At 74.8% G+C, this 26,335-nt stretch carries 21 protein-coding genes; 8 read left to right on the forward strand and 13 right to left on the reverse strand.

Annotated elements, in window-relative coordinates:
- The first annotated feature begins 4 nt into the window (after positions 1-4).
- From HS045_RS02255 to HS045_RS02265, 3 genes are read left to right on the forward strand one after another with little or no spacing between them, the layout of a single operon-like run.
- Complete coding sequence (locus tag HS045_RS02255) at positions 5-2,020, forward strand: glycosyltransferase (protein WP_196449503.1); 2,016 nt, start codon at positions 5-7, stop codon at positions 2,018-2,020.
- Positions 2,017-3,762, forward strand: coding sequence for a glycosyltransferase family 2 protein (locus HS045_RS02260; RefSeq protein ID WP_196449504.1), 1,746 nt, complete (start codon positions 2,017-2,019; stop codon positions 3,760-3,762). Before HS045_RS02255 ends, HS045_RS02260 begins: the two co-directional genes overlap by 4 nt.
- Positions 3,752-5,545 carry a glycosyltransferase family 2 protein gene (locus tag HS045_RS02265; protein WP_196449505.1) on the forward strand — a complete coding sequence of 598 codons (1,794 nt, stop codon included), beginning with the start codon at positions 3,752-3,754 and terminating at the stop codon, positions 5,543-5,545. Before HS045_RS02260 ends, HS045_RS02265 begins: the two co-directional genes overlap by 11 nt.
- A gap of 57 nt (positions 5,546-5,602) precedes the next feature.
- On the opposite strand, the gene HS045_RS02270 is transcribed toward HS045_RS02265, so the two are convergent.
- The 6 genes from HS045_RS02270 to HS045_RS02295 form a co-directional block, all read right to left on the reverse strand.
- Positions 5,603-6,424: a polysaccharide deacetylase family protein gene (locus tag HS045_RS02270; protein ID WP_196449506.1), complete on the reverse strand. Its 822-nt coding sequence runs from the start codon at positions 6,422-6,424 to the stop codon at positions 5,603-5,605.
- On the reverse strand, positions 6,421-7,731 hold the full coding sequence (locus tag HS045_RS02275) for a homoserine dehydrogenase (RefSeq protein WP_196449507.1): 1,311 nt from the start codon (positions 7,729-7,731) through the stop codon (positions 6,421-6,423). Before HS045_RS02275 ends, HS045_RS02270 begins: the two co-directional genes overlap by 4 nt.
- Positions 7,728-9,110 carry a diaminopimelate decarboxylase gene (gene lysA, locus HS045_RS02280; protein WP_196449508.1) on the reverse strand — a complete coding sequence of 461 codons (1,383 nt, stop codon included), beginning with the start codon at positions 9,108-9,110 and terminating at the stop codon, positions 7,728-7,730. The genes HS045_RS02275 and lysA overlap by 4 nt, the downstream gene beginning before the upstream one ends.
- 141 nt (positions 9,111-9,251) lie before the next feature.
- On the reverse strand, positions 9,252-10,076 hold the full coding sequence (locus HS045_RS02285) for a neutral zinc metallopeptidase (protein ID WP_307827353.1): 825 nt from the start codon (positions 10,074-10,076) through the stop codon (positions 9,252-9,254).
- A gap of 31 nt (positions 10,077-10,107) precedes the next feature.
- Positions 10,108-10,938 carry a DALR anticodon-binding domain-containing protein gene (locus tag HS045_RS02290; RefSeq protein WP_307827354.1) on the reverse strand — a complete coding sequence of 277 codons (831 nt, stop codon included), beginning with the start codon at positions 10,936-10,938 and terminating at the stop codon, positions 10,108-10,110.
- Positions 10,939-10,940: 2 nt separating this feature from the next.
- Positions 10,941-12,878 (reverse strand): hypothetical protein, encoded by a 1,938-nt coding sequence (locus tag HS045_RS02295; RefSeq protein ID WP_307827355.1) that lies wholly within the window; start codon positions 12,876-12,878, stop codon positions 10,941-10,943.
- Positions 12,879-12,949: 71 nt separating this feature from the next.
- Between HS045_RS02295 and HS045_RS02300 the strand changes: the two genes are divergently transcribed.
- Positions 12,950-14,680 (forward strand): asparagine synthetase B family protein, encoded by a 1,731-nt coding sequence (locus tag HS045_RS02300; RefSeq protein ID WP_196449509.1) that lies wholly within the window; start codon positions 12,950-12,952, stop codon positions 14,678-14,680.
- Between the two features lie 128 nt (positions 14,681-14,808).
- On the opposite strand, the gene HS045_RS02305 is transcribed toward HS045_RS02300, so the two are convergent.
- Positions 14,809-15,243, reverse strand: a complete 435-nt coding sequence (locus HS045_RS02305; RefSeq protein ID WP_196449510.1) for a TA system VapC family ribonuclease toxin — start codon at positions 15,241-15,243, stop codon at positions 14,809-14,811.
- Complete coding sequence (locus HS045_RS02310) at positions 15,240-15,482, reverse strand: type II toxin-antitoxin system VapB family antitoxin (RefSeq protein ID WP_196449511.1); 243 nt, start codon at positions 15,480-15,482, stop codon at positions 15,240-15,242. The genes HS045_RS02305 and HS045_RS02310 overlap by 4 nt, the downstream gene beginning before the upstream one ends.
- Before the next feature lie 464 nt (positions 15,483-15,946).
- On the opposite strand from HS045_RS02310, the gene treS reads away from it, so the two are divergent.
- A complete protein-coding gene (gene treS, locus HS045_RS02315; protein WP_196451007.1) occupies positions 15,947-17,635 on the forward strand; it encodes a maltose alpha-D-glucosyltransferase in 1,689 nt (562 codons plus the stop codon).
- An 87-nt stretch (positions 17,636-17,722) separates the two neighbouring features.
- Here treS and HS045_RS02320 read toward each other — a convergent pair whose 3' ends face one another.
- Together HS045_RS02320 and HS045_RS02325 are read right to left on the reverse strand one after the other, a co-directional pair.
- On the reverse strand, positions 17,723-18,460 hold the full coding sequence (locus HS045_RS02320; protein WP_196449512.1) for an ABC transporter permease: 738 nt from the start codon (positions 18,458-18,460) through the stop codon (positions 17,723-17,725).
- Positions 18,461-18,526: 66 nt separating this feature from the next.
- Entirely contained in the window at positions 18,527-19,240 is a 714-nt protein-coding gene (locus HS045_RS02325; RefSeq protein ID WP_196449513.1) for an ABC transporter ATP-binding protein, read from the reverse strand.
- Positions 19,241-19,399: 159 nt separating this feature from the next.
- Here HS045_RS02325 and HS045_RS02330 point away from each other — a divergent pair, with 159 nt between their 5' ends.
- Together HS045_RS02330 and HS045_RS02335 are read left to right on the forward strand one after the other, a co-directional pair.
- On the forward strand, positions 19,400-20,548 hold the full coding sequence (locus HS045_RS02330) for a sensor histidine kinase (protein ID WP_196449514.1): 1,149 nt from the start codon (positions 19,400-19,402) through the stop codon (positions 20,546-20,548).
- Positions 20,549-20,552: 4 nt separating this feature from the next.
- Entirely contained in the window at positions 20,553-21,200 is a 648-nt protein-coding gene (locus tag HS045_RS02335; RefSeq protein WP_196449515.1) for a response regulator transcription factor, read from the forward strand.
- A gap of 102 nt (positions 21,201-21,302) precedes the next feature.
- On the opposite strand, the gene HS045_RS02340 is transcribed toward HS045_RS02335, so the two are convergent.
- The 3 genes from HS045_RS02340 to HS045_RS02350 are packed head-to-tail and all read right to left on the reverse strand — an operon-like array spanning position 21,303 to position 24,872.
- Complete coding sequence (locus tag HS045_RS02340) at positions 21,303-23,582, reverse strand: ABC transporter permease (protein ID WP_196449516.1); 2,280 nt, start codon at positions 23,580-23,582, stop codon at positions 21,303-21,305.
- A 5-nt stretch (positions 23,583-23,587) separates the two neighbouring features.
- Complete coding sequence (locus HS045_RS02345) at positions 23,588-24,334, reverse strand: ABC transporter ATP-binding protein (protein ID WP_196449517.1); 747 nt, start codon at positions 24,332-24,334, stop codon at positions 23,588-23,590.
- A gap of 13 nt (positions 24,335-24,347) precedes the next feature.
- Complete coding sequence (locus HS045_RS02350) at positions 24,348-24,872, reverse strand: PadR family transcriptional regulator (protein ID WP_230883393.1); 525 nt, start codon at positions 24,870-24,872, stop codon at positions 24,348-24,350.
- A gap of 116 nt (positions 24,873-24,988) precedes the next feature.
- Here HS045_RS02350 and HS045_RS02355 point away from each other — a divergent pair, with 116 nt between their 5' ends.
- Positions 24,989-26,254, forward strand: a complete 1,266-nt coding sequence (locus tag HS045_RS02355; RefSeq protein ID WP_196449518.1) for an ABC transporter substrate-binding protein — start codon at positions 24,989-24,991, stop codon at positions 26,252-26,254.
- Positions 26,255-26,335: the final 81 nt, after the last annotated feature.

Below are 26,335 nucleotides of genomic sequence, written 5' to 3' on the forward strand. Positions count from 1 at the left end.
CACCGTGGGTGCCCTCGCACGGAGCACCGCGGCGGAGCGGCTGCCGGCCGGGACGGAAGCCCTGCTGAGCGCGCTCCTCACCGGATCCGGTGAGCTGCTCCTGTGCTCGACCGGATTCGACGGGGACCTCGGCGAACGGGTCACGCGTCCGGACACCGCCGTGGCCGACCTCGACGCCGTCCCGACCGGCGCGGTCCTGGGCGGGGGCCCGGTCGCCCGGGTGGTCGTGCTCGCCCGCACGGTCACCGACCTGCGCCGGGCCGTGACCCTGCACACCCTGCTGCCGAAGGCCGCACGGGTCACCGTGGCGGTGGCCGACACCCCGCCGCTGCGGCACGCGCCGCTCGCCTCCCCCTCCCCGCACGCCAACTGGCGCACCCTCCAGGACTGGCGGATCGGCCGGGTCGGCGACCGCTCCTGGACGGTGGAGGCCCGGTTCACCGCCCCCATGCAGGCCGGCCAGGTCCTGATCGCCGCGGCCCGCGCCTTCACCCCCGGCCGCCCCGACACGATGCCCCAGCCGGTCGCCGCCCTCGCCGGAGCGGGGGCCGCGCACTGGCGCCCGGCCGACCCCAACGCCACGCTGGCCGACGTGGACGGGCCGGTGCCCCCCCGGCACGCCGCCCCCGGCTGCGACCTCGCGCTGCGGACCGTGGACGCCGGGTCGCGGGAGTGGACCGACCCCGACGTCCCGGCCATCGAGCGCCCCGGGCCCGCGGCGACCTCCTGGACCCGCCTCGGCCGACCGGGCGGCCACCGGCTGAGCGCGGATCTCGACCTGTCCGGTCCCTCGGCGGTCCCCCCGGTGGACGAGCGCTCGGTGAACCCCACGGGCTTCGCCGCGGCGCCGGAGCTCGGTGTCGCCCGGCTCACCCAGCGGGAGGGCCGCTGGCAGGTCGTGCTCGACGGCGTCGGCATGGTGGCCTTCGCCGCCTCCGGCTGCGTCACCGACGCCGACGTCGCCCGGCTGCGACCACTGCGCGGGATCACCGTGGAGTGGCGGCCCGCCCACACCGGCCCGGTCGCCGCCGCCCGGGTCGTCACCGGGCTGGCCGCCGCCGGCGTCCCGCTGTCCGGTCCGGCCGTTCCCGTCTGGGCCGCCCCGCTGCTCGGCGAGCGCCTCACCGGCCTGGTCCAGGACGTCCGCCCCGAGGACCTGGCCGACGACTTCCGGCGCCAGGAGCACAGCATCGCGCTCCGCCGCTGCGCGCTGCGCGTCCACGGCAACCGCGCCCGCTGGGCGGAGTTCGCCCTCCGGGCCGGGCTCCCCGCCGCCGCCCCGCCCCGGGTGTCGGTGCTGCTGGCCACCCGCAGGCCCCACATGGTGGGCTTCGCCCTGTCGCAGGTCGCCCGCCAGCGCGGCGTCGACCTCGAACTCGTCCTGGCCCTGCACGGCGTCCCCGCGGACCTCCCCGAGGTCGCCGACGCGGTCGCCCGCTTCCCGCACCCCGTGACCGTGTACGAGGCCGATCCGGGCCTGCCGTTCGGCGCGGTGCTCAACGGGGCCGCCGCCCGCGCCTCCGGGGCGTTCCTCAGCAAGATGGACGACGACGACTGGTACGGCCCCGACCACCTGGCCGACCTGCACCTGGCGCACCTCTACACCGGGGCCGACCTGACCGGCGCCCCCGCCGAGATCGTCTACCTGGAGCAGATCGACACGACGGTGCAGCGCCGGTGGAACACCGAGACCTGGCAGGACTTCGTGGCGGGCGGCACCCTCTTCCTGCCCAGGAACGTCTTCGAGGGCGTCGGCGGTTTCCGGCCCGTCGGGCTCACCGAGGACGGCCAGCTGCTGGAGGCCGTCCGGCAGGCGGGCGGGCGGATCTACCAGGCCCACGGGTTCGGCTACATCCTGCGCCGGCAGACCTCCTCCGGGCACACCTGGAAGGCGCCCGTCACCACCTTCCTCGACCACCGGACGGTACGGCAGTGGCGGGGCTTCCACGCCGGCCGACTCATGGAACCGGGCACTGGACCGGGCACTGAACCGGGCACTGAACCGGGCGCTCCCCGATGAGCGCGGCGACCGCCGGCGGGCAGCCGCGCGTCCGGCTCAACGACCACGGTCCGCTCGTCCCCGCCGGACTCGGCGGCTGGACGCCGGTCAGAACGGTCAGCGTGGTCATCCCCGCCTATCGCTGCCAGGAGACGCTCGATCTGACGCTCGCGGCCCTCGCCGGGCAGAGCTACCCCGCGCACCTGACCGAGGTGATCGTGGTGGACGACGGCGGCGGGCCCGCCCTGCGGATCGGTGAGATCGCGCCGGAGCACACCCGGATCGTCCCCAGCCGCCCCGGAGGCTGGGGCCGCGCGTGGGCCTGCCAGACCGGGGCCGATGCGGCCGAGGGCGAGGTGATCCACTGGCTCGACGCCGACATGGTCCCCTTCCGCGAGCACGTGGAGGCCCAGCTCCGCTGGCACCACCTCGCCGACTACCTGGTGGTGCTCGGCTCCCTGCGGTTCACCGACGTGTCCGCGGGCCTGCCCTCGGCGGCCGAGGTCCACGACGCGGTCGCGGGCGGCCGGGTGGAGGAGCTCTTCCCGCCGGAGAGCACCGAGCCGCACGACTGGGTGGAGGAGTTCCTCGCCCGCACGGACGATCTGCGGGACTGCCCGATCGACGCCTACAACGTGCACTGCGGGGCCACCGCCTCGGTCTCCGCCCGGCTGCTGCGGGCGGCCGGGGGCATGGACACCTCCCTGGTGCTCGGCGAGGACACCGAACTCGGCTACCGGCTCGCCCAGCAGGGGGCGGTGTTCGTCCCCGAGCCCGAGGCCCGGAGCCGGCATCTCGGGCTGCACACCGTCGGCACGCGCGAGGCGGAGGTCAAGCGGCACAACTGGCCCCTGCTCGCCGAACGGGTGCCCGAGCTGCGCTGGCTGCGCACCCATCCCACCCGCCGCAGGCTGGTGCCGTACGTGGACGTGGTGGTGGACGTCACCGGTGCGCGCTACGAGGAGGTGCGCGCCACGGTCGACGGCGTGCTGGCCTCGACGCTGCCGGACCTCTCCGTGACGCTCGTCGGCCCGTGGAGCGCCCTGACCACCGATCGCCGCTCCCCGCTCGACGACCCGCTGCTGGACCTGCGGCTGGCCCGGGGCACCTACGAGCACGACGGCAGGGTCGCCTTCACCGAGGACCCGGGCGAGGACTCCGCTCCCGCGATGTTCCGCCTCCGCCTGCCCGCCGGGTGGGTGCCGGGCCCGGACGCACTGCGCAGCCTGACGGCCGACGCGGACACCGACTGCGCCGGGCTGGTCAGCGTCGTCCTGGACGGGCACGGCGACCTCGTGGTGGCCCGGCTGGAACGGACCGCCGCGACGACGCGCGCGCGGCTCCTCGCCTCGGCGGGCGAGGACCTCGACGACGTGGTCCACCAGACCTTCGGCACCCGGTGGACCAGCGGCGAGACGTGGGGGTTCCTCCCGGCGTCCTCGGCCGGCGCGCCGAGCAGCTCCCGCGCCAACGCCGAGCTCACCCGATTGCGGAACGAGGCCGGAAGGTGGAAGGCCGAGGCGACCCGGTGGAAGGGCGAGACCGCCCGCTGGAAGGCCGAGGCCGCGGAGCGCAAGAAGGACGCCGCGGAGTGGAAGGCCGAGGCGACCCGGTGGCGCAGGTCGGCCGTGCAGTGGCGGCGGGAGCTCTCCCAGCTGCGCAGGGCCCGCTACCGCTGGCGGCGCCGGCTCGCCGAGCGCGCCCCGTTCCTGCGCGCGGTCAGGAAGACGCTGAGCCGGCCCCAGGACTCCGATGATCGCTGAGATCCGCGCCACCATCGACGAGGTGCTCACCCCCGGACGCCTGTCGAGCGCGCTCGTCGCCTGTGCGGGCTTCCCGCGGCCCGCCGAGGCCGTCGGTCCGCAGCCCTCCGCCCGCGTGGTGGACCTCGACCGCCCGGAGGAGACCGCGTCGCCCTCGGCCTCCCCCGGCGTGGTGGAGGGGATCGCGCTGATCCTCAGGACCCCCGCGGACCTGCGCCGGATCGTGCGGTCGGCGCCCCGGCTGCCCTCGGTCCGGCGGCTGGTGGTGCACGTCGTGGAGGCCCCGGAATGGTGGCATCTGCCGGCCCCGGGTGAGAACGGCTTCGCCGTGCGGGCGCTGGACTCCCTCCGGCTCGCCAGGCACGGCGCGACCGGCTGGATCGCCGAGATGCACTTCCGCGCGGCGGTCCCGCCCGCCGGCCTGCTCTCCTCGATGGCGGGTTCCCTCCGCTCCGGGCCTGCCGGTCCGGGTGGCCCGGACGGGCGGACCGGTCCGGGTGGCCCGGACGGGCGGACCGGGGCGTCGCCCGCGCGGACGGGTGCGACGGCCGGGCGGGTGCGCGAGCGGCCGATCCGCCCCGTGGACGAGCTGTCGGTCAACCCCGTCGGCTTCCTGAGCGGCCCGGAGCTGGGCACCGCGGATCTCCTGCGGCGCGGCGACCGCTGGGAGGCCGTGCTCGACGGCGCCCCGGTGGTCGCGTTCCCGGAGCCCCCCTGCCGGGTCACCGGCGTGGAGGTGGCCCGGTTGCGTCCGCTGCGCGCGGTCCGCGTCGATTGGCCCGCGCTGAGCGGGCGGCCTCAGCGAAGAGCCGGACGGGAGCACGCCGGGCCGGGACCTGCGGACGGGCACGGCGGGCACGGGGAACACGACGGGCACGGCCTGGCGGACCTCGTCGTGGCCCTGGCCGCCGCCGGGGTGCCGCTGCTCGTCTCCCGGATCCCCGCCGGGGTCCGCCCCGTGCTCGGGGAGGGGCTGGCCCTCCTGCTGGAGGCCGCCACCCCGGAACTGCTCGCCGACGACCTGCGGCGCGAGGAGCACAGCATCGCGCTGCGCCGCCGGGCGCTGCTGACCCACGGCCGCCGCGCCCGGGCGTCCCGGCCGGGGATCTCGGTGCTGCTGGCGACCCGGCGACCGGAGATGGTGGGGTTCGCGCTCTCCCAGATCGCCCGCCAGCGCCTGGTCGACGCCGAGGTCGTGCTCGCCGCCCACGGCTTCTCCGCCGGCGAGGCGCTCCGCGGCGCGCCCGGGGCCGGGCCGTACCCGGTGACCGTCATCGAGGCGGACGCGGCGACGCCCTTCGGCGAGGTGCTCAACCGGGCGGCGGCCCGCGCGAGCGGCGACCACCTGGCCAAGTGGGACGACGACGACTGGTACGGCCCGCACCACCTGGCCGACATGCACCTGGCCCGCGTCTACACCGGCGCGGAGGTCACCGGCACGTCCGCCGAGCTGTTCTACCTGGAGGAGCTCGACACGACCGTCCGGCACCGCTGGGCCGTGGAGACCTGGCAGGACTTCGTCGCCGGCGGCACGATCTTCATGCCCCGGGACGCGTTCGAGGCGGTGGGGGGCTTCCGGCCCATCAGGCGGACGGTCGACGGGCAGCTCCTGGAGGCGGTGCGGCGGGCCGGCGGGCGGATCTACCAGACCCACGGCCTCGGCTTCCTGCTCCGGCGGAGCCGGCCCGACCGGCACACCTGGCAGGAGGGGACGGACTGGTTCCTGGAGCAGGCGGTCGAGCGGTGGGAGGGGTTCCGCCCGCCCGCCACCGTCACCGGCTGACCGGCCCCGGGACCGGGGGTCCGGGCCGCGCCGCGCGGTCCGTCCGGGTCCGCCGGGTCACTCGGCGGGCAGCGGCCGGGCCTCGCCGCCGATCGCCTGGTCCATGGTCCTGACCACGGTGCCGCGGCCCCTGCGCTTCTCCAGCCAGCCGAGGAACTCCTCCAGCCGCTCCGGCGAGGTCGAGTACGTGCCGCAGTCGTCGCAGACCATGTGGAAGATGAGCGGGACCAGGCCGCCGCCGGCCTTCTCCGCGTTGACCACCTGCTGCCGCATGTGCCGTACCGGCGTGTCGTCGCGGATCGAACCCGGCGCGCGGACCGCCCAGCGGTCGGCCGGGGGCAGGCTCTCCGCGCCGGGGCAGGAGGGGCAGCTCCACTGCTTGAGCCCGCTGACCGCCCTGGCCGCGTTGTACCCGCAGAGCCTGGCCGTCTTCTCGGCGTCGGCGTTCACCGCGCCGAAGGGGTAGGCGAGGGTGGTGACCCGGTGACCCAGCTTCATCAGGGCGCGGCGGTCGTCGCAGATCTGCACGCGCTGCTCGCCGGGCAGGAGCTCGTTGAGCCGGACGTGGGTCAGCGTGTGACCGCCGATCTCGTGGCCCGCCCGGGCGAGGGCGGCCAGCCGGCCTTCGGTGAGCTTGCCGTCGATGCCGATGGTCGCGCTGTTGACGTAGAACGTCCCCCGCATGCCGTGCTTCTCGAGCATGCGCGCCGCCGCCGCGTGGGTCGCGTCCCCGTCGTCGAAGGTGAGGGCCACGATCGTCTTCGGCTTCACCGGTTTCCGCGGGGCGGCGGCCGCCTGGGCGGAGGCGCCGGGGGAGGCGAGGAGGGCGAGCAGGGCCAGCGCGGTCAGCGTCCCTGCGAGGCGGCCGGGGGTCTTCACGAGGCGTCCTCGCCCTCGACCCGCATGACGCTCACCACGTCGCGGACGATGTCCAGCTCCCGCAGGCCCTCGATCGTCGCCGACAGGGCGGCGTCGCTGGCCCGGTGCGTGACCAGGACGAGCTGGGCGTCGGCGCCGAGCCCCTCCTGCCGGACGGTCTGGATGGAGACGTCCTGTTTGGCGAACATGTCGGCGACCCGGGCGAGCACGCCCGGTTTGTCGGCGACGTCCAGCGAGACGTGGTAGCGGGTGACGGTCTCGCCCATCGGGTGGACCGCCAGGTCGGCGTAGGTCGACTCCTCCGGGCCGCGCGTGCCGGCCAGCCGGTTGCGGCCCACCGCCACGATGTCGCCCAGCACCGCGCTGGCCGTAGGCGCGCCACCGGCGCCCGCGCCGTAGAACATGAGCTGCCCGGCGGACTCGGCCTCGACGAAGACCGCGTTGTAGGCCTCGCGGACCCCGGCCAGCGGGTGGGTCCTGGGGATCATCGCCGGGTGCACCCGGACGCCGAAGGAGCGGCCGTCCTCCGAGCGGGCGCAGATCGCCAGCAGCTTGATGACGTAGCCCATCTCCCGGGCGCTGGCCACGTCCGCCGCGCTGATCTCGGTGATGCCCTCGCGGTGCACGTCGGCGGCCGTCACCCGGCTGTGGAACGCGATCCCGGCCAGGATCGCGGCCTTGGCCGCGGCGTCGAAGCCCTCGACGTCGGCCGTGGGGTCGGCCTCGGCGTATCCCAGGGCCTGGGCCTCCTCCAGCGCGTCGGAGAACGAGGCGCCCGAGGAGTCCATCTTGTCGAGGATGTAGTTCGTGGTGCCGTTGACGATGCCGAGCACCCGGCGCACGTGGTCCCCGGCCAGTGACTCGCGCAGCGGCCGGATCAGCGGGATCGCGCCCGCCACGGCCGCCTCGAAGTACAGGTCGGCGCCGCCGGCCCGGGCCGCGGCGTGGACCGTCGCGCCGTCCTCGGCCAGCAGCGCCTTGTTCGCGGTGACGACCGACTTGCCGGCCCCCATCGCGGCCAGGAGGAGCGAGCGCGCCGGCTCGATGCCGCCGATCACCTCGACCACGATGTCGACGTCCTCGCGCGTCACCAGCGCCTCGGCGTCCGTGGTGATCAGCGCGGGGTCCACGTCGACGCCCCGCGCCCGGCCCGGCCGGCGTACGGCCACGCCCGCCAGCTCCAGCGGCGCGCCGATCCGGGCCGCGAGGTCGTCGGCCTGCTCCCGCATCAGCCGGATCACCTGGGAGCCGACGACGCCGCAGCCGAGCAGCGCGACCTTGAGCCTCTTCCCGGGAACCTGTTTCACAGCTGTCCTCTCAGCAAGTCGTCCTCGGTCTCCCGCCGGACGATCACACGGGACGCCCCGCCCCCGACCGCGACCACGGCCGGCTTGGGGAGGTAGTTGTAGTTGCTGGCCAGCGAGCGGCAGTAGGCGCCGGTCCCGGCCACGGCGATCAGGTCGCCGGGGGCGAGGTCCTGCGGCAGCCACAGGTCGCGGACGACCATGTCGCCGCTCTCGCAGTGCTTGCCGACCAGGCGCGAGAGCATCGGCGCCGCGTCGCTCGCCCGGGAGGCCAGGCGGGCGGTGTAGTCGGCGCCGTACAGGGCGGTGCGCACGTTGTCGCTCATGCCGCCGTCGACGCTGACGTAGGTGCGCAGGCCCTCGACGTCCTTGATCGTGCCGACCTCGTAGAGCGTCACGCCCGCGATCGCCGCGATGGACCGGCCGGGCTCGACCGTGAGCCGGGGGACCGGCAGGTGCGCGGCCTGCGCCACCCTGGTGACGATCTCGCGCAGGCTGTCGGCGATCTCCTTGACGTCGAGCGTCTCGTCGCCCTCGACGTAGGCGACGCCGTACCCGCCGCCGAGGTCGAGCTCGGGCAGGACGACGCCGTGCTCCTGCTGGATCTGCACCATGAGCTTGGCCAGGCGGGTGGCGGCCACCTCGAACCCGGCGGTGTCGGTGATCTGCGATCCGATGTGGGAGTGCAGGCCCACCAGCTCCAGCTGGGGCAGGGCGAGGATCCGGCGGGCGGCCTCGGCCGCCGCGCCGCTGTTCAGCGAGAGGCCGAACTTCTGGTCGTCGTGGGCGGTGGCGATGAACTCGTGGGTGTGCGCCTCCACGCCCACGGTGACCCGGATCAGGACCTTGGGCCGCACGCCGTGCCGGTCGGCGAGGAAGCCCAGCCGGGCGATCTCCTCGAAGGAGTCGACCACGATGTGCCCGATGCCGGCCTGGACGGCCCGCTCCAGCTCGGCGGGCGACTTGTTGTTGCCGTGCATCGTGATCCGCTCGGGCGGGAAGCCGACGCTCAGCGCGACGGCGAGCTCGCCCGCGCTGCACACGTCGAGGCCCAGGCCCTCCTGCATGATCCAGCGGGCGGCCTCGCGGCACAGGAACGCCTTGGCCGCGTAGTGGACCTCGCCGCCCTCGAACGCGGACCGGTAGTCGCGGCAGCGGGAGCGGAAGTCCTCCTCGTCCACCACGTAGAGCGGCGTGCCGTACTGCTCGGCCAGGTCCCGGACGTCCACGCCGCCGATCGTGATCGAGCCGTCGGCGCGGCTCGACGTTCGCGGCCAGATCGTCGGGTCGAGCGTGTTGAGGTCGGCGGGCGCCTGCGGCGGGCGGTCCTCGGGAAGGATCTCGGCGTGCCGGTCACCGGCGGGGTGGACGAATCGACTCACCCAAAAGAGGCTATCGGACCCGCTGATCCGGATGAGACGCCCGCTCACCTGTCGAGACGGAATCGCCCACGGACACGCGAACTTTTCGCGTTTTCGCCGGATCTCGCCATAGATTTTGGCGTTCCGCGCGGATCCGAACCCTCAGGAGACCTCGTCGGCCGGCGCCTTCCAGGTGTTGCACCCCGCGATCGTGCCCTTCTTCTGCCCGCGGAGCATCCACCGGGCACCGCTGGCGCCGGAGCCGTGCGACCGGCGGGCCGCGTCCGCGCCGGCGTCCGCCTCGTCCCGTCCCGCGGCCGCGCCGCGGCGCAGCTCGTTCAGCAGGTACGGGCGGACGGTGCGCAGCGACGCCGCGGCCAGGCAGTCGGCCTGCAGCTCGAAGCGGCGCGACCACGCCTCGTCGAAGACCTCCGAGCCCTCCCGGTCGGCGATCCCGGTGAGCTGCTGGACGTGGTGGGCGTACTCGTGGGCGAGGGTGAACATCATCCCGAAGGTGTCGCGCCGCTCCCCGCCGTCCTCGGTCAGGACGTTGACGATGCGCTCCCGCTCGCAGTAGATGCCGGCCCAGTCGAAGTCGTCGATCCCGCAGGCCGCCTCCTCGGGGGTGGCGATCAGCCGCGTCTCCTCCGGCGGCTCGTAGTCGACGCCCGCCGGCTTCAGCGTCGCGCGCCACATGCGGTCCAGGCAGCCCGCCAGGGTGGTCAGCGTCGCCTCCTGGTCGGCGTCGAGGTCCTCCGGCAGGCCGGGGCAGCGGCCGTCGACCGGGCCGGTCTTCTCGTAGACCAGGTGCGCGGCCACGGCCGTGCGGGGCGATCCCGGCGCGGTGCCGAGCAGTTCCCGCAGGTCGTCGCGGAGGTAGAACAGCGCGCCGAGCAGGAGGCCGAAGACGAGCAGCACGGGCAGCGTCCGCCGGATCACGCCGGGTCGCGACGCGCTCTGCGGGGACCAGTCCCGCGGACCGCTCACCCGTCCTCCTCAGTACGTTCCGGATGATTCATCACAATCTATCGGGTGGAACCACTCCCACCGCTCCCATCGCCTCCGCCAGCGTCTCCCGCACGGCTCCCGCCAGCCGCACCCGTGCCACGTGCAGCGCCGACGCCTCCTCGTCGCCCCGCGGCAGCGCCGGCGCCCGCTCGAACGCGTCGTGGTAGGCCAGGGCCAGCCGCTCGGCGTAGGCCGCCCACCCGGGGTCCCGGCTCGCCCTGCGGCCCGGCGCCTCCGCCAGCGACCTGAGCACCGCCCGGTCCCGCCGGTCCGTCAGGAGCTCCGGCCGGAACCCCCCCGCCACGCCCAGCTCCGCCGCCCAGCGCCGTACGGCGACCGCCCGCGCGTGCGCGTACCCGACGACGAACCCGGGGTTGTCCCAGGTGCCCGGGGACCACGGCGGGCCCGCCGGCGACGGCCCTGCCGGTCCCCCTGCCGGTCCCGGCCCGGACCGGCCCGCCGGCCAGGGCGACGGCCCTGCCGGTCCCGGCGCGGACCGGTCCCCCCGCCCCGCCCCGGACCAGCCCACCCGGGAAGGGGCGGCTCCGGAACGGGACGTCCCGGGAGGGGCCGCGCCGGCCTCCTCCACCAGCTCGCCGGGGACGGCCACCACGATCTCCAGGAACCCGCCGGGCCGCACCCGGACCTCCTCGATCCCCGGCAGCGCGCGCAGCCGCAGGGCCAGTTCCCCGGCCCGCTCCCCTGCCTGGTCCCCGGCCCGCTCCCCTGTCCGCTCCCCGTGGCGCAGCGCGGCCGTCGAGACGTACAGCGCCTCGTGCTCCCACGTCCCCCGCGGGACCGGCGGCGCCCCGAGCACCGCGGCGAGCCGGCCGGGCGTCACCGTCAGACCAGCGCGTGCGGCTCGGCGGGGCCGTACTCGACCAGCCGGGCCGAGCCGAGCAGGCCGGCGTCGTGGTCGCACAGGCGGACGTACCCGTAGCGGTCGGCGGAGAAGACCTTGACCCCGTCGGTGCGGCACTGCCGCATCAGGACCTCGTCCCAGCCCTCGGACAGGTCGGCGAAGCCCAGGGAGCGCAGCACGGCCCTGCGGCCCAGCAGGGTGGCCCCGGCCACCTCGGGCAGGTAGGAGTACTCGGCCTCGGGGCGGCGCAGCACGGTCGCGCCGACGTCGCGCAGGTGGGCGTGGTAGGCCGCCTTGCCCGCGATGTCGGCGGTGGTGAACGTGAAGACCCGGGCGAGGTCGGCCAGGTAGTGCTCGCCGTAGGCGTCCCGGGCGTCCATGACGGCCACCAGGTCGCCCTCGCACAGGTCCAGGGCCCGGTCGAGCAGGGCGCCGGTGGTGAGCCCCGGGTCGGCGCGGCGGACCACGACGCCCACGTGCCCGCCCAGCGCGGCGCGGGCCCGCCGCTCCGCCTCCTGCGCCGCCCCCTCGTCCTCGGACTGCGCGAGCAGCACCAGCTGGACGAGGCCCTGCTGCGGCGCGAGGAGGGCCAGCGCGCGTTCGGGGTCGCCCCGGTCGAGCATGATCACCGAGATGCCCAGCGTCGGCCGGGCGCTGGGCAGGCCGATCGCGTCGAGCAGGTCGTCGACCTTGTCGGTCATCGTGCCGGAGGCGTAGGCCTGCCGGAGCGCGGCGTGCGCCCGGCGCCCGTCGGGTTCGCCGCCCTCGGGCGCGCCGATCGGCGTGCCGCAGGCGGCCAGCTCGGCCAGCCGCCAGGCCGCGGTGCCCGGCGGGCAGTCCACGGCCTTCGGCCAGCGGTAGGAGGTGAGCACGTCCGGATAGGACAGGTGGCCGGGGAGCAGCTCCTGCAGGGAGAGCACCCGGTCGAACCGGCCGGAGGCCAGCGGCAGCGGGTTGTGCACCCGCGGCTGGACCGCGAAGGGCAGCAGGCCCAGGGAGGGCGCCCGGCGGCCGGGCTCCGGCCGCGCCGACGCCAGCACGGCGCCCCACGCCTGGACCGAGGCCGTCTGCGCGGTGACGATGTGCTCGAACAGCAGGGCGGCGGGGGCCAGGTCGGCGACCTCGCCCCCGGTGTGCCAGAAGACCGTGCGGATGCCCCGCTCGGCGCACCAGGCCAGCAGCGCGCGCAGGCCCTCACCGGGCACGCGCAGCTCCTCGGCCCAGGGCCCCTGCGCGACCGACTCCACCAGCAGCAGGTGCGGCACCTCGGCGGCCAGCACGCGGGCGAAGTCGCGGGGGGTGAACCCGGTGGTCTGCCGCCACTCGTAGCGCAGCAGCGCCTCGGCGTGCGGGTCGGCGACGACGGCCGCGGTCAGGTGCGGGCGGGTGTTCGGGCCGGTGGGGACGCGGAAGGGCTTGAGCCGGAACGACGCGCCGTCCAGCGTCCTGGTCGAGGTGGTGGCCTGGAAGGCCGCCCCGGGCACCGGCCTGGCCGGGTCGCGGGGCTCGGGGACCGGCTGCCGCTTGGGCGCGGCCGGGCGCTTGGCCGGCCTGGCGGCGCCGCGCAGGCCGCGGGCCAGCCGCACCGGGTTGCTCTTGCCGGTCTTGATCGCGTCGCCGATCCGGGACCAGCGCGCCACCTGCACCGACGAGAGCTTCCACCGGGCCACCTCGGTCTGGTAGCGCTGCTCGGCCAGTTCCCTGCGCAGGGCCGCCTCCGCGGCCCTGGCCTCGGCCAGCCGCTCCTCCGCCTCGGCCAGCCGCTCCCGGACGTCGCGCAGCTCCCCGACCGCGCGCTCGGCGTCGGCGATCCTCGCCTGGGCCGCATCCAGCAGGCGGGCCAGCTCCGCGGCCCGCTCCGCCTGGGCCATGGCCTCCCGCAACGCCTGCCGCGTGCTCTCGAGTCGCTCGCTCGCCACGTCGTCCTCCGATTCCTGAGCCGGGCGAAAGGATACCCTTTGGTCAATCCCGACACAGAGGAGTCAGCACGGTGCAGTGGCCGACGTTCAATGTGAGGCCGTACGTCTGCGGCGGCGTCGGCCGGCTCGACGAGGCCGCCCTGGCCGCCCTGCGCGAGGCCGGGCCGCGGGTACGGCCGGCGCTGCGGACCGCCGAGGCGGCGCTGTTCAGCTCCTCGCCGCTGCCGCCCTACCACCGGGGCCCCGAACCCGGGCTCGGGGGCACCGGGGACGCCGCGGGCGGGGAGCCGGCGCCCGGCGCGACCCGGCCGGACGCGGGCACCTGGGCGTTCGCCTGGGGGGAGCGCCGGCCGGCCGGGCCCGCGCCGTGGATCACCGTGGCCGAGACCTGCGAGACGCCCGGCCTGATCGACGACGGCGACCGGGTCACCCTGCACGCCGGCGGCCTGGGGTTGGTGGACGTCTACTACGTCTCCGTCGGCGGGGCCGTCTACTTCTCCTCGCTGCTGGAGCCGCTGCTGGCGCTGGTGCGCACGCCGTACGAGGTCGACTGGGACGCCTGGGCGGCGATCGTGCAGCTCACCTTCCCGCTCCGCGACGACACCCCGTACGCGCGGGTCAAGCGGCTGGCCGGGAGCAGCGCCCTGGTCCTCGGCAAGCGGTCGGGCCGGATCGCGGTCGAGCGGCGGCTGCCCCGCTGGCTGCGCGAGGAGCCGTTCGAGGCGGGGCGCAGCGCCGGGGAGCTCCTGGAGATCCTGCACGAGGTCTACAAGGAGTTCGACTCCCGTCCGCTGCTGGTGCCGGTCAGCGGCGGGTACGACTCGCGGCTGCTCTGCTCGGTGGCGGTGGCCCGGGGCGCGGACGTGGAGTCGTGGACGACCAGCCCGGACGACGGCACCGACACCGACATCGCCTTCGCCCGCGCGATCACCCGCGAGCTGGGCGTACCGCACCGGGTGATCCCCCAGGACCCCGCCGCCTACCCGGCCGACGCGCTGTCCGTGGCCCGCCGGCTGGAGTTCCTCACCCCGCACCACGCGTGGTACGCCCCCTTCGCCCGCGAGGTGCACCGCGCCGGGCGGACCCTGGTGGACGGCCTGGCCGGCGGGCCGCTGCTGAAGAACTTCATGGTCAGCGGGGCCGCGCTGGAGGCCTCCACGGAGGCGGAGCGCAAGGCCGCGCTGCTCGGCTCGCTCGCGCTGGGCGCGCCCTCGGCGCCCTTCCTGTCGGAGCGGGCGGCGCAGTGGATCGCCGACTCGGTCCGCACGGCGTTCGCCCGGTCGACCTCCATGCTCGACGGCCACCGGGCCGAGCTGCCGCTGTCGGTCCTGCACACCCGCACCGCCCGGGGCATCGCCCGCTCCCCCGTCAACCTGGTCGGCCCCGAGGTCTCGTTCGCCGCGCCCTTCATGCACCCGGACTTCTTCGACGCCGCGCTCTCGGTGGGCGTCGCCCGCAAGGACAGGGGCCGGTTCTACCGGGAGCTCCTGCACGCCGCCAACCCGCGGGTGGCCGCGCTGCCCTCGACCAACGTGGTCAAGCAGCCGCTCCAGCGGGTCCCGCTCCGCTCGGCCGCCGGACCGGCCCGCGCCTACGGCCACGCGATGCTGACCCGGGTGGCGCACGCGGTGCCGTCGCTGCTCTCGGAGCACCTGCACGCCGTGGTCGCCGAGGGCCCGGACGCGCTGGCCCGCTTCAACGGCTGGAACGACCGGTTCTGGGTGCGGAGCCTGGTCCTGTTCGGCGCCTGGCTCGACGACCGCGCCGACCGCGTCGGCGACCTCACCCCGCCCTGGGAGTGACCGTCCCCTCCCGGCCCTGACCGGCCCTCACCGGCCCTGACCGGTCCTCACCGGGCACCGCCTCGGGGCCGGCGTCGATGCTCCGATCGGCCCGCGCCCGGGAAGCCCTCCATCCGGAGGTGCCGGGTTCAGTCCCGGAGCGGGTTGCGGACCGTCAGTTCCGGAAAGCGGCTGAAGTCCCGGTCCATGCTCCACAGCTCACGGACCCCGTGCGCCGCGCAGAGTGCGGCGATCCGCGCGTCGTGGACCAGCGGGCCGGTCACCTTGCCCGCCTCAAGCGATGCGCGGAGCACCTGCCAGTGGTTCTCCGCCTCGCCGAGGAGCACGAGGGACGGCGATCCCAGCCACGCGTCGATCTGGGCGATCGCGTCCGCCGTGCTGCTGGGTGGCGCGTACACCCGCGGATGGGTCACGATCGAGAAGAACTCGTGGACGCACGGCCAGGGGACCGCCCATGCCGCCCGGCCCTCGGCCAGCGCCTTCACCTTCGACGCGGCGCGAGCGTGGAACTCGCTGTCCCCGCGATGGGCGTAGACCAGGATGTTCGTGTCGACCGCGATCACAGACGGTCACCGTAGGCCAGTGCCCGCACGTCCTCCCAGGAGGCGTCGCGGAGCCGCGGTTGCAGGCCCTGCCCGCCCACGGAGGCATCAGGCAAGGTGTACCCCTCCTTCTCCGCCCGGCGGGCGAGGACGGAGCGCAGTCCCTCCTCGACCAGAGCGCGCAACGTGGTCCCCTCGCTCCGGGCGAGCCGCCGGGCTTCACGCAGCAGCGCGTCGGAGATCTCGACGGTCGTCTTCATATGGCCAGCCGTACCCATGAAGCAATACTCCCATACTTTCTTACGTTATGAAGACGGAAGAACACGGAGAGCAATGAGCGCTTCCGGCGCGGAGACAGCGGAGCCGTGTCGGCGGGACAGGCTCCCCGCACCCGGAGGGAAGGGGGCGGACCCGCCGGGACCGGTCCACCTGCGACGTTTGACCGGTGAAAACACCAGGTGACAGGGCGATTACGTGGCTTCGGCACGGGTTCCGGGACGGCGGGCCGGGCGGAGATGCCGATCGGGCTTCCCGCGATCCACTCGGCTGGTAGTGTTCGCCGCAGAAAGCGCTAGAACGGCTGGCACCGAACCACGAATTCGGTCCGGCCGGGGGCAGGGAGCTCGTGGGGATGACGGCTCCCGCCGGCGCGGTCACCAAACATCATTCAGCCGGGGCACCCGGTGACTTCGTCCTGCCCTTCCTCATTGTGAGCGAGTACATGATGAACGCATCCCCCTGCCCGGATTCGGTCTCCGAGGACTTCGTGTCCGCCGATCCGCAGTGGTACAAGCGAGCCGTCTTCTACGAGGTGCTGGTCCGGGGGTTCAAGGACTCCAACGGCGACGGCACCGGAGACATCCGCGGCCTGATCGAGAAGCTGGACTACCTCCAGTGGCTCGGCGTGGACTGCCTGTGGCTGCTCCCGCTGTACGAGTCGCCGCTCCGCGACGGCGGCTACGACATCTCCGACTACATGAAGATCCTCCCCGACTTCGGCGACCTCGCCGACTTCGTGGAGCTGGTGGAGGAGGCCCACAAGCGGGGCCTGCGGGTCATCACCGACCTGGTGATGAACCACACCAGCGACCGGCACCCGTGGTTCCAGGCCTCCCGGCACGACCCCGAGGGCCCCTACGGCGACTTCTACGTCTGGTCCGACGACCCGACCGGGTACCCCGACGCGCCGATCATCTTCGTCGGGGCCGAGGAGTCCAACTGGACCTACGACCCGGTCCGCCGGCAGTACTACTGGCACCGCTTCTTCCACCACCAGCCGGACCTCAACTACGAGAACCCGGCGGTCCAGGAGGCCATGCTGGAGGTGCTCCGGTTCTGGCTGGACCTGGGCATCGACGGCTTCCGGCTGGACGCGGTGCCGTACCTGTTCGAGCGCGAGGGCACCGCCTGCTCCGGCCTGCCGGAGACCCACGCCTACCTGAAGAAGGTCCGCGCCGAGGTGGACCGCCTCTACCCGGACCGGGTGCTGCTGGCCGAGGCCAACGGCTGGCCGGAGGACGTGGTCGAGTACTTCGGCGACCCGGCCGCCGGCGGCGACGAGTGCCACATGGCGTTCCACTTCCCGCTGATGCCGCGCATCTTCATGGCGGTGCGGCGGGGCAGCCGCGAGCCGATCTCCGAGATCATGTCGCGGACGCCGAAGCTCCCGGACAGCGCCCAGTGGGGCATCTTCCTGCGCAACCACGACGAGCTGACCCTGGAGACGGTCACCGAGGAAGAGCGCGACTACATGCACGCCGAGTACGCCAAGGACCCGCGCATGCGGGCCTACCTCGGCATCCGGCGCCGCCTGGCCCCGCTGCTGGAGAACGAGCGCGACCAGATCGAGCTGTTCACCGCGCTGCTGCTCTCCCTGCCGGGCTCGCCGGTCATGTACTACGGCGACGAGATCGGCATGGGCGACAACATCTGGCTGGAGGACCGCGACGCGGTCCGCACCCCGATGCAGTGGAGCCCGGACCGCAACGCGGGCTTCTCCACCGCCGACCCGGGCCGGCTCTACCTCCCGGCCGTCATGGACCCGATCTACGGCTACCAGGCGGTCAACGTGGAGGCGCAGCAGAAGAGCGGTTCGTCGCTGCTGCACTTCACCCGCAGGATGCTGCAGATCCGCAGGCAGCACCCGGTCTTCGGCACCGGCGAGTACATCGAGCTGTGGTCGGACAACCCCGCGGTGCTGACCTTCCTGCGCGAGGACGCCGGCGACGTGATGCTCTGCGTCAACAACCTGTCGAAGTACCCGCAGCCGGTCCAGCTGGACCTGCGGCGCTTCGAGGGCATGACGCCGGTCGAAGCCCGCGGCGGGGTGCCCTTCCCCGTCATCGGCGAGCTGCCGTACCTGCTCACCCTGCCGGGCCACGGCTTCTACTGGTTCTCCATCGGCCGGCACTGAACCGGCCGTGAACCGCGGCCCGGCCCCGGGCGGCTCCCACGAGGCGCCGCCCGGGGACCGGCGTCCCCGCACCCCGGGCGGCGCCCGTCAGCGCACGTCCTTGCGGACCACCCGCGCCGCACCGGCCGCCATCGGGACGACGATCCAGACGAGCACCGACACCGCCAGCCGGACGGCGCCGTCCCCGGAGAGGCCGCCGGACATCAGGGGCCCGGTGGTGGTGTTCAGGTCGAGCCACTCCGCCAGGGTCGCACCCGTGGCGCCCAGCCTGCCGACCGCGGCCCACGCCATCGGGGAGGCCAGGCAGATCACGATCGCAGCCGGCGCGTTCAGCAGCAGCGCGCCCATGGCGAGCCCCTCCGCCACCAGGAGGACGTTCACGCCGGTCCAGCCCAGCAGGGCGGCGGGATCGACCTCCCAGACGGCCGGAACGCCCTGGGCGGCGGCGGCGACGGCGGTCGCCGGCACCGCGGCCAGTACGGCGAGCGGGCAGGCCGCCACGGCCGCGGCCAGCGCGGGCAGGCACTTGGCCGCCAGCACGCGCCCGCGCCGGGGTTCGAGCGTGAAGGTGGTCAGGGCGGTCCGGTGGCTCCACTCGCCGGTCATCGTCAGGATGCCGAGCACGGGGAGCAGGGTCCCGGATCCGATTCCGGCGGTGGTGATCAACCGCTGCAGTTCCGGGCCGGCGACGGCGCCGCGCACCGCGACGGCCGCGACGACCAGGACGACCAGGGCCAGGGCCAGGGCCGTGCCGCTGCGGGTGTCGACGAGCTTGCGGGCCTCGACGGCCAGCAGCCGCCGGAACGGGGTCGCGGTGCCGGTCATGCGGGGCTCCGATCGGTGGTCGCGGTGCCGGTCATGCGGGGCTCCGATCGGTGGTCGCGGTGCCGGTCATGCGGGGCTCCGATCGGTGGTCGCGGTCAGTTCGAGGAAGACCTGTTCGAGGCCGCGGCCCCGGCCGAGCTCGGCGACGGTGCCCTGGGCCAGGATCCGGCCGCGGCCGATCATCACGATGCGGTCGGCGACCTGCTCGACCTCGTGCAGCAGGTGCGAGCTGAGCAGGATCGCGCAGCCCTCCTCCGAGAGGCCGCGGAGCAGTCCGCGCATCCACCGGATGCCCTGCGGATCGAGGCCGTTGGCGGGCTCGTCCAGGACGAGCGCCCGGGGACGGCCGAGGAGCGCGTGCCCGACGCCGAGACGCTGCCTCATCCCCAGCGAGTAGCCGCCGACCCTGCGTCGGGCCTCCCGCGCGGTCAGCCCGACCAGGTCGAGGACCTCGTCGACCCGGGAACCCGGCAGGCCGAGCGTCATCGCGCCCAGGGTCAAGACCTCGCGCCCGGTGCGGCCGGGATGCCAGGCGCCGGCGTCGAGCAGCACGCCGACCCGGGCGCCCGGAGCGTCCAGCTCGGCGTACGGCCGGCCGAGCACGGTGGCCGAGCCCGACGTGGGGCGGCAGAGCCCCACCAGGATCCGCATCGCCGTGGACTTGCCGGCGCCGTTGGGCCCGAGGAAGCCGGTGACGCTCCCCGCCTCGACGGTGAAGGACACGTCGTCGAGTGCCCGCACGCCTCCGTAGGACTTGACGACGCGACTGAATTCGATCATGCGTCCAGTCCATCGGACGCGGCGCCGCCCGTCATCGGACCGGGGGCGCGGACCCGTGACCGCCGGGCCCGTTCCGGCGCTCCGATCGTCGACCTGCGGCCACCCGGTCGTCGACCCGGGTCGCTGAACGACCCGTCCGGCGGCTCCTAGGCTGGGGACATGCACGACCGTACGGAGGACCGGCCGCCCCTGGACCGGTCCGGAATCGCGCTGCGCTACCTGTGCGCCGTGCCGCCGATGCTGTTCCACGGCGTCGTCCTGGCCGTGGTCGCCCACCGGGAGCCCGGCCGGCTCGCGTCGGCGCTGACCGACGTGGGACTCGGCCTGGCCGGGCTGGTCCTGCTGCTGGGGCTGCGCCGCCACCCGTGGCGGACCGCTCTGGCCACCGCCCTGCTCACCGCCGTCTCCGCCACGGCGTCCGGTCCCGCCTACGTCGCGTACGTGTCCCTGTGCGCGCACCGCCGATGGCGCCGGATCGTCCCGGTCGCGGTCGTGTCCTGGGTGTGCCTGACCGTGTACGCCGCCCGGGGCGGCGTCGGCCAGACGACCGCCGTCTCCGTGACGACCGGGACCGTCGTCCTCGGCGCGCTGACCGTCTTCGGCCTGTACCTGCGCGGCCGCCGCGACCTGGCCGCCTCGCGGCGGGAGGCGGCGCTGGCCGCGCGGCGCGAGCAGGCGCAGCGGATCGAGCAGGCCCGGCTGGCGGAACGGATGAAGATCGCTCAGGAGATGCACGACGTCCTGGCCCACCGGATCTCCCTGCTGTCGATGCTGGCCGGGGGCCTGGCGTACCGCGAGGACCTCACCGCCGAGGAGACCCGCGAGGTCGCGCTGGCGATCCAGCAGAACGCCCACCAGTCGCTGAACGAGTTGCGCACCGTGCTGGGCGCGCTCCGCCGCGGCGGCGCCCCGGAGCCTCCGCAGCCCGGCCTGGACGATCTGGAATCCCTGTTCGACGAGGTGCGCACGGCCGGTCAGCGGGTCGAGGTGTCCGACACCGTGGACGGCCGGGACCTGCTGCCGGCGCAGACCGGCCGCCACGCGTACCGGATCGTGCAGGAGGCCCTGACCAACGCGCGCAAGCACGCTCCGGGCAGCCGGGTGACGGCCGAGATCGGCGGGCGGCCCGGGCACGGCCTGCGCATCCGGGTGAGCAATCCGGCGCCGCCCGGTGTGCCCGCGGGCCCCGGCGGGAGGCTCGGCCTGGTCGGCCTGGCCGAGCGGACCCGGATGGCCGGCGGCACCCTCCGGCACGCCGCCCGGGACGGGGCGTTCGTCCTCGACGTCCGGCTGCCGTGGGAGGCTTGACGCCGTGATCCGACTGGTGCTGGTGGACGACGACCCGATGGTGCGGACCGGGCTGCGCCTCATCCTCGGCGGCGAGCCCGACCTGGAGATCGTCGGCGAGGCCCGGGACGGTCTGCACGCCATGGAGGTGGTCCGCGACCTCGGACCCGACGTCGTGCTGATGGACATCCGGATGCCCGGGCAGGACGGGCTGACCACCACCGGGCTGCTGCTGTCGCGGCCGGACCCGCCGCGGATCCTCGTGCTCACCACCTTCGACGCCGACGACATGGTGCTGTCGGCGTTGCGGCTCGGCGCCGACGGTTTCGTGCTGAAGGACACGCCGCCGCCGAAGATGATCGAGGCGGTCCGCGCCGTGGCGAGGGGCGAGCCGGTGCTCTCGCCCAGCGTCGCACGGCAGGTGATCGCCGCGGCCGCGGGCGGGCACGGCGCGCGGGAGCCGGAGGCGCGGCGGGAGCTGGACCGGCTCACCGAGCGCGAGCGCGAGGTCGCGACCGAGCTCGCTCGGGGCAGCTCGAACGCCGAGATCGCCGGACGCCTCCACATGAGCGTCGCGACCGTGAAGGCGAACGTCACCCGGATCTTCGCCAAGCTGGGGACCGACAACCGCGTGCAGGTCGCCATGAAGGTGCGCGACGCCGGTCTCCTCTGAGCGCGGCGCGGCGGGCGCCCCGGACCACGCGGCACGGCGGACGGCGCGGTCGGCGCCCGGCACCGGCGCTCCCTACCGGACCGCGCCCGGCACCGGCGCTCCCTACCGGGCGGTGACCGGGACCTGCGCGCGGGCCGCCCGGCGGGCCGGGATCAGGGTCACCAGCAGGCCCGCGCCGATCGCCGCCAGCGCCGCGACCGCGAGGACCGAGGCCGGCGGGGTGCGGCCGATGCCCGCGCCGACACCGCTGGTGTGGCCCTGCAGGTCGATCAGGCCGCCGACCACCGAGGCCCCGGCGGCCGTGCCCGCCGCCACCCCCAGCACGACCAGCAGCCCGGTCCCGGTGACCAGCGTCGCGGCCACCTGCCGGGGGGTGAGGCCCATGGCCTTGAGCACCGCCAGGTCGGAGGCGTGGTCGCGCAGGCCCAGGGCCCCGGCGGTGAGCAGGTTGGCCAGGCCCAGCAGGGCCAGCACGGCGGTCAGCGCCACGATCACCACCCGGATGACCGCGAGCCGCTCGGCCGGGTTGACCGTCCGCCGCACCTCCAGGGCCTGTCCGGAGGCGGCCAGCAGCCGCGCCCGGACCGCCTCGGGGTCGGCCCCGTCGGTCAGCACCAGCCGGTGGAACTGGGGCGGCACCGCGTCCTTGGCGGCCAGCGTGTCCAGCCCGGTGGAGAGCACCTCGCCGTCCTGGTCGGGCTCCACCACCCGCCCGACGATCCGCACGATCAGCGGCGTGCCGCCGACGGTCATCCGGACCCGGTCGCCGATCCGCACGCCCAGCAGGTCGAGCAGGCCCTGCCCGGCGACCGCCTCGCCCCGCGCGGCGAACATCCGCCCCTCGGCGACCACGAGGGGGTACGGCGCCCCGGAGGTGCCGAGCGCGCGGACCAGCACGCTCCGGGTCTGCTCGGGCTCCAGCGCCGCGACCTCGCTGCCCGGGTGGACGGCCCGCACCTCCGGGTCGGCCCGCGCGATGCGGGCGGCCTCGTCGGCCGTGAGCCTGCCCGGATGGACGGTGAGCGCGGCGGCCTGGCCGACCCGCTCGGGGTGGCGCAGGAAGTCGTCGAGGGTGGCCCAGCAGCCGAGGCCGATGGTGATCATCATCATCGGCACGGCCAGGCCGACGATGCTCAGGAAGGCGGGGGTGCGGCGGGTGAAGGCGTCGCGGGTGCCCAGCACGAGCGCGGGCGGGAGCCGTACCAGCAGGGCGAGCTTGGCCAGCCGCGACAGGCGGCCCCGGAGCGGGGCGGCCGGGGCGGCGGGGATGGGCGGGGTGCGCCCGCCGCGCCAGGCGGGCAGCGCCGCCGCCACCAGGACCACCGCGGCGCTCCCGGCCGCGATGGCCAGCAGCGGCAGCGGCGAGAGCGGGGGGAACGGCAGGCCGTCCAGGGTGAGCGCCGCGGCGAGCTGCCCGCCGGCCAGCCCGAGGGCGATGCCGGCCAGCCCGAGCACCCCGTGCTCGGTCACCAGCAGGGCGACGACCTGGCCCCGGGTGTAGCCGAGGGACTTGAGCGTGGCGATGTCGCGCGTCTGGGCGAGCACCCGGCCGCCCGTCACGTTGGCGACGGCCAGCGCGGCGGCGACCAGCCCGGCCACCCCGAAGAGCGCCAGCAGCAGGCCGAGCAGCCGGTTGTCCAGCTCCATGGAGGCGCGGACCTCGCGCCAGGTGGACATGCGGCGGATCTGCTCGTCGAGCAGGGTGACGGCGCCGTGGACGGCCGGCAGCGTGTCCTCGCCGTCGGCGAGCCGCAGTCCGGTGACCACCTCCCGGCGGCCGGGAGCGGGCTCGATCCGGGTGAGGGTCTCCGGCAGGATCCAGGCCAGGCCGGGCGTCCACTCGGGGTAGAAGCCCTGGTCGGCGGTCTCGGCCAGGCCGACCACGACCAGGGGGTGGGAGGAGCCGCTGAGCGCGGTGACCGGGAAGGGGTCGCCGACCCGCAGGTCCAGCGCCTCGGCGAAGGAGCGCTCGACGACCGCTCCGGCGGCGTCGCCCGCGCGCAGCCACCGCCCCTGGCGGACCAGCGGCGCGGCCGTCTCCGGCGGATCGGCGGACGCCTCGCGCAGCGCCACCGGCGACTTCCGCCCGCCCAGGGTGAGCGTCACGGGCGCCGCCCGGTACGGCCCCGCCACCCGCGCCACGCCGGGCAGGTCCCGCAGGGCCGCCAGGTCCGGGGCCTCGCCGGTGTGGATCCACACGTGCGCGCCGCGGGTCCGCTCGAACAGCCCGCGCCAGGGGTTGGTGCCGTCCTCCAGCAGGGTCGCCGCGGCGACCAGCGCGGCGACGATCCCGGCCACCGACAGGACGGTCAGCAGCGCCTGCCCGCGGCGCGCCCGCAGGTCGGCCCGGATCCAGCGGGCCGACGCCCGCACGGTGTGCACGGCCGCTAGCCCCGCAGCTCCACCACGTCGCCGACGCCCCCGCGGGGGCGGCGCCGGGACGCCGGCAGGGCGCCGTCGTCGACGATCTGGCCGTCGAGGAGGGAGACGACCCGGTCGGCCAGCCCCGCCACCCGGGCGTCATGGGTGACCAGGACGATCGTCTGGCCGTCGCGGTGCACCTGGCCGAGCAGCTTCAGCACGTCGCGGGTGTTGCGGCTGTCCAGGTTGCCGGTGGGCTCGTCGGCCAGCAGCAGCCGGGGGCGGTTGGCCAGCGCGCGGGCCAGCGCCACGCGCTGCTGCTCGCCTCCGGCGAGCTGGGCGGGGGCGGCTCCGGCCCGGTCGGCCAGGCCGAGCGCGCCGAGGAGCTGCTCGCGGCGCTCGCGCGCCTCGCGGGGGGAGGCCCCGGCCAGCAGCGCCGGCAGCTCGACGTTGTCGGCCACGGTCATGTTGGCCACCAGGTTGAAGAACTGGAAGACGAAGCCGACCTTCCTGCGACGGAGCAGCGCCCAGGCGCTCTCGCCCAGCGTGTCGGCCCGCTCGCCGTCCAGCCAGATCTCGCCGCTGGTCCGGGTGTCCAGGCCGCCGAGCATGTGCACCAGCGTGGACTTGCCGGACCCCGAGGGGCCCATGATCGCGATGAACTCTCCCGGCTCCACCCGCAGGTCCACGCCCCGCACGGCGGGGACCGGCACGCCTCCGTCCTGGTAGATCTTGACGAGGTTGACGGTGCTGATCACAGGGGGGGTGTCCATCAACCGCTCCGGTTCAACTGAGGTCCTCCTGGCAGCGTTCGAGCCAGTCGAGGTCGGCCTGCAGGTGCAGCATGGCGCCCTCGATCAGCAGGAGCGCCACCTGGTTGTCCGGATCGGTCCGCTCGGCGAGCTCGTTCAGGTCGCGCATGAGCGAAAGGTAGTGGCGGCGCTGCCGGTTGATCAATGCCATCCGGTCGGCGATGCCGGTCATCGGGGCCAGGACGAGCTTCATGAAGAACTCGTCGCGGACCCGCGGTCCCTCGGTGGGCTCGTCCACCCAGTCGTCCAGGGCCTCCCGGCCGGCGGCCGTCAGGTAGTAGACCTTCTTGTTCGGCCGGTTGGACTGCTCGACGTCCACCGCCCGGACCAGGCCGTCCTTCTCCAGGCGGCCGAGCGTGACGTAGATCTGGCCGATGTTCGGCGACGGATAGGCGCTGCCGAAGGTCTGCTCCAGCGCCTGTTTGAGTTCGTAGCCGTGGGCAGGTTCCTTCGCCAGGAGCGCCAGCAGGAACGGCCGCACGCCCAACCTCCTCGTCATGCCCGCGTTATGCGAGCGTTACGGACTTATCCGTTGACGTTCACATTAGCGCTGTGCATAACATGAATGCATCTACCTAACACGTATGTAACCTCACCGACATCCGGAGGTCACAGGTGAACCGCCTGGTCCCGTTCGCCCTCGCCGCAGCGCTGCTGGCGGGGTGCACGGCGGGGTCGGGCGGGCAGGAGCCTCCCCGGCGGGAGGGCGGGACGGGCCCCTTCACCCTGGTGACGGGGCGCGACACCACCGGTTACCTGCGTCCCCTGCTCGACCGCTGGAACCGGTCCCACCCCGCCGAGCGGGTCACCCTGTTGGAGCTCCCCGAGGCGGCCGACGAGCAGCGCGCCCAGATGGTCGCCAACCTCCAGGCCAAGAGCGACCGCTACGACGTCCTCGGCCTCGACGTGGTCTGGACGGCGGAGTTCGCCGACGCCGGCTGGATCGTGCCGCTGGAGCGGAGCACGTTCCCGCTCGACCGGTTCCTCCCGCCGGTCGTCGACACCGCCGTCTACCGCGGCAAGCTCTGGGCGGTGCCGTACACCAGCAACGCCGGCCTGCTCTACTACCGCAAGGACCTCCTCGCGAAGGAGGGCCTGGCCCCGCCCACGACCTGGGCGGAGCTGCGCGAGCAGGCGCGGGCGCTGCACGAGGGGCACGGCGTCGGCGGCTACGCCGGGCAGTTCCTCGCCTACGAGGGGCTGACCGTCAACTTCACCGAAGCCGTGCAGTCGGCGGGCGGCGGGCCGATCCTCAGCCCGGACGGCACGCGGGTCACCATGGACGCCGCCGGGGCGAAGGCGGGGCTGGACTTCCTGGTCGGCGGGCTCCGGGAGGGATGGATCCCCAAGGAGTCGCTCTCCTACAAGGAGGAGGAGTCGCGGCTGGCCTTCCAGGAGGGCCGGCTGGCCTTCTCCCGCAACTGGCCGCACGCCTACGGCCCGGCCACCCAGTCGGAGATCGCGGGGAGGTTCGCGGTCACCCGGCTGCCGGGCCTGTCCGGGCCGGGCTCCAGCACGCTGGGCGGGATCAACCTCGCGCTCAGCGCCTTCTCCAAGCGGCAGAAGTCGGCGGTGGAGTTCATCCGCTACTTCACCGGGCTGGAGAACCAGCGGCGGGTGCTCACCGACGGCTCGTTCCCGCCCGTGTGGACCGAGCTGTACGACGACCCCGCCCTCATCAGGCGCTTCCCCTACCTGCCGGTCCTGAAGGAGAGCATCCTCTCCGCCCGGCCCCGGCCGGTCAGCGCCAACTACGACCAGGTGAGCCTGGCGATCGCCGGTGCGGTCTCAGGCGCACTCACCCCGCCCTTCGAGGAGTCGAGCGACGACGTCGTCGCCTCCCTGAAAGGCCAGTTGAACGAGATCATCAGGGCTCCCTGACCGGGGGCGATCCCCCCGGCGAGCCGTCATCCCCGTCTCGTCGTCATCTGAAGTCATCCGAACCTCGGGGGTTTGAGAAAC

This window comes from Planomonospora sp. ID82291 (genome assembly GCF_015711645.1).
Taxonomy (GTDB): domain Bacteria; phylum Actinomycetota; class Actinomycetes; order Streptosporangiales; family Streptosporangiaceae; genus Planomonospora.

Coding starts and splice junctions, on each gene's coding strand:
- treS (WP_196451007.1), top strand. CDS start 15,947: ATGAACGCATCCCCCTGCCCGGATTCGGTCTCCGAGGACTTCGTGTCC.
- HS045_RS02350 (WP_230883393.1), bottom strand. CDS start 24,872: ATGACGAGGAGGTTGGGCGTGCGGCCGTTCCTGCTGGCGCTCCTGGCG.
- HS045_RS02345 (WP_196449517.1), bottom strand. CDS start 24,334: ATGGACACCCCCCCTGTGATCAGCACCGTCAACCTCGTCAAGATCTAC.
- HS045_RS02310 (WP_196449511.1), bottom strand. CDS start 15,482: ATGAAGACGACCGTCGAGATCTCCGACGCGCTGCTGCGTGAAGCCCGG.
- HS045_RS02330 (WP_196449514.1), top strand. CDS start 19,400: ATGCACGACCGTACGGAGGACCGGCCGCCCCTGGACCGGTCCGGAATC.
- HS045_RS02325 (WP_196449513.1), bottom strand. CDS start 19,240: ATGATCGAATTCAGTCGCGTCGTCAAGTCCTACGGAGGCGTGCGGGCA.
- HS045_RS02260 (WP_196449504.1), top strand. CDS start 2,017: ATGAGCGCGGCGACCGCCGGCGGGCAGCCGCGCGTCCGGCTCAACGAC.
- HS045_RS02265 (WP_196449505.1), top strand. CDS start 3,752: ATGATCGCTGAGATCCGCGCCACCATCGACGAGGTGCTCACCCCCGGA.
- HS045_RS02320 (WP_196449512.1), bottom strand. CDS start 18,460: ATGACCGGCACCGCGACCCCGTTCCGGCGGCTGCTGGCCGTCGAGGCC.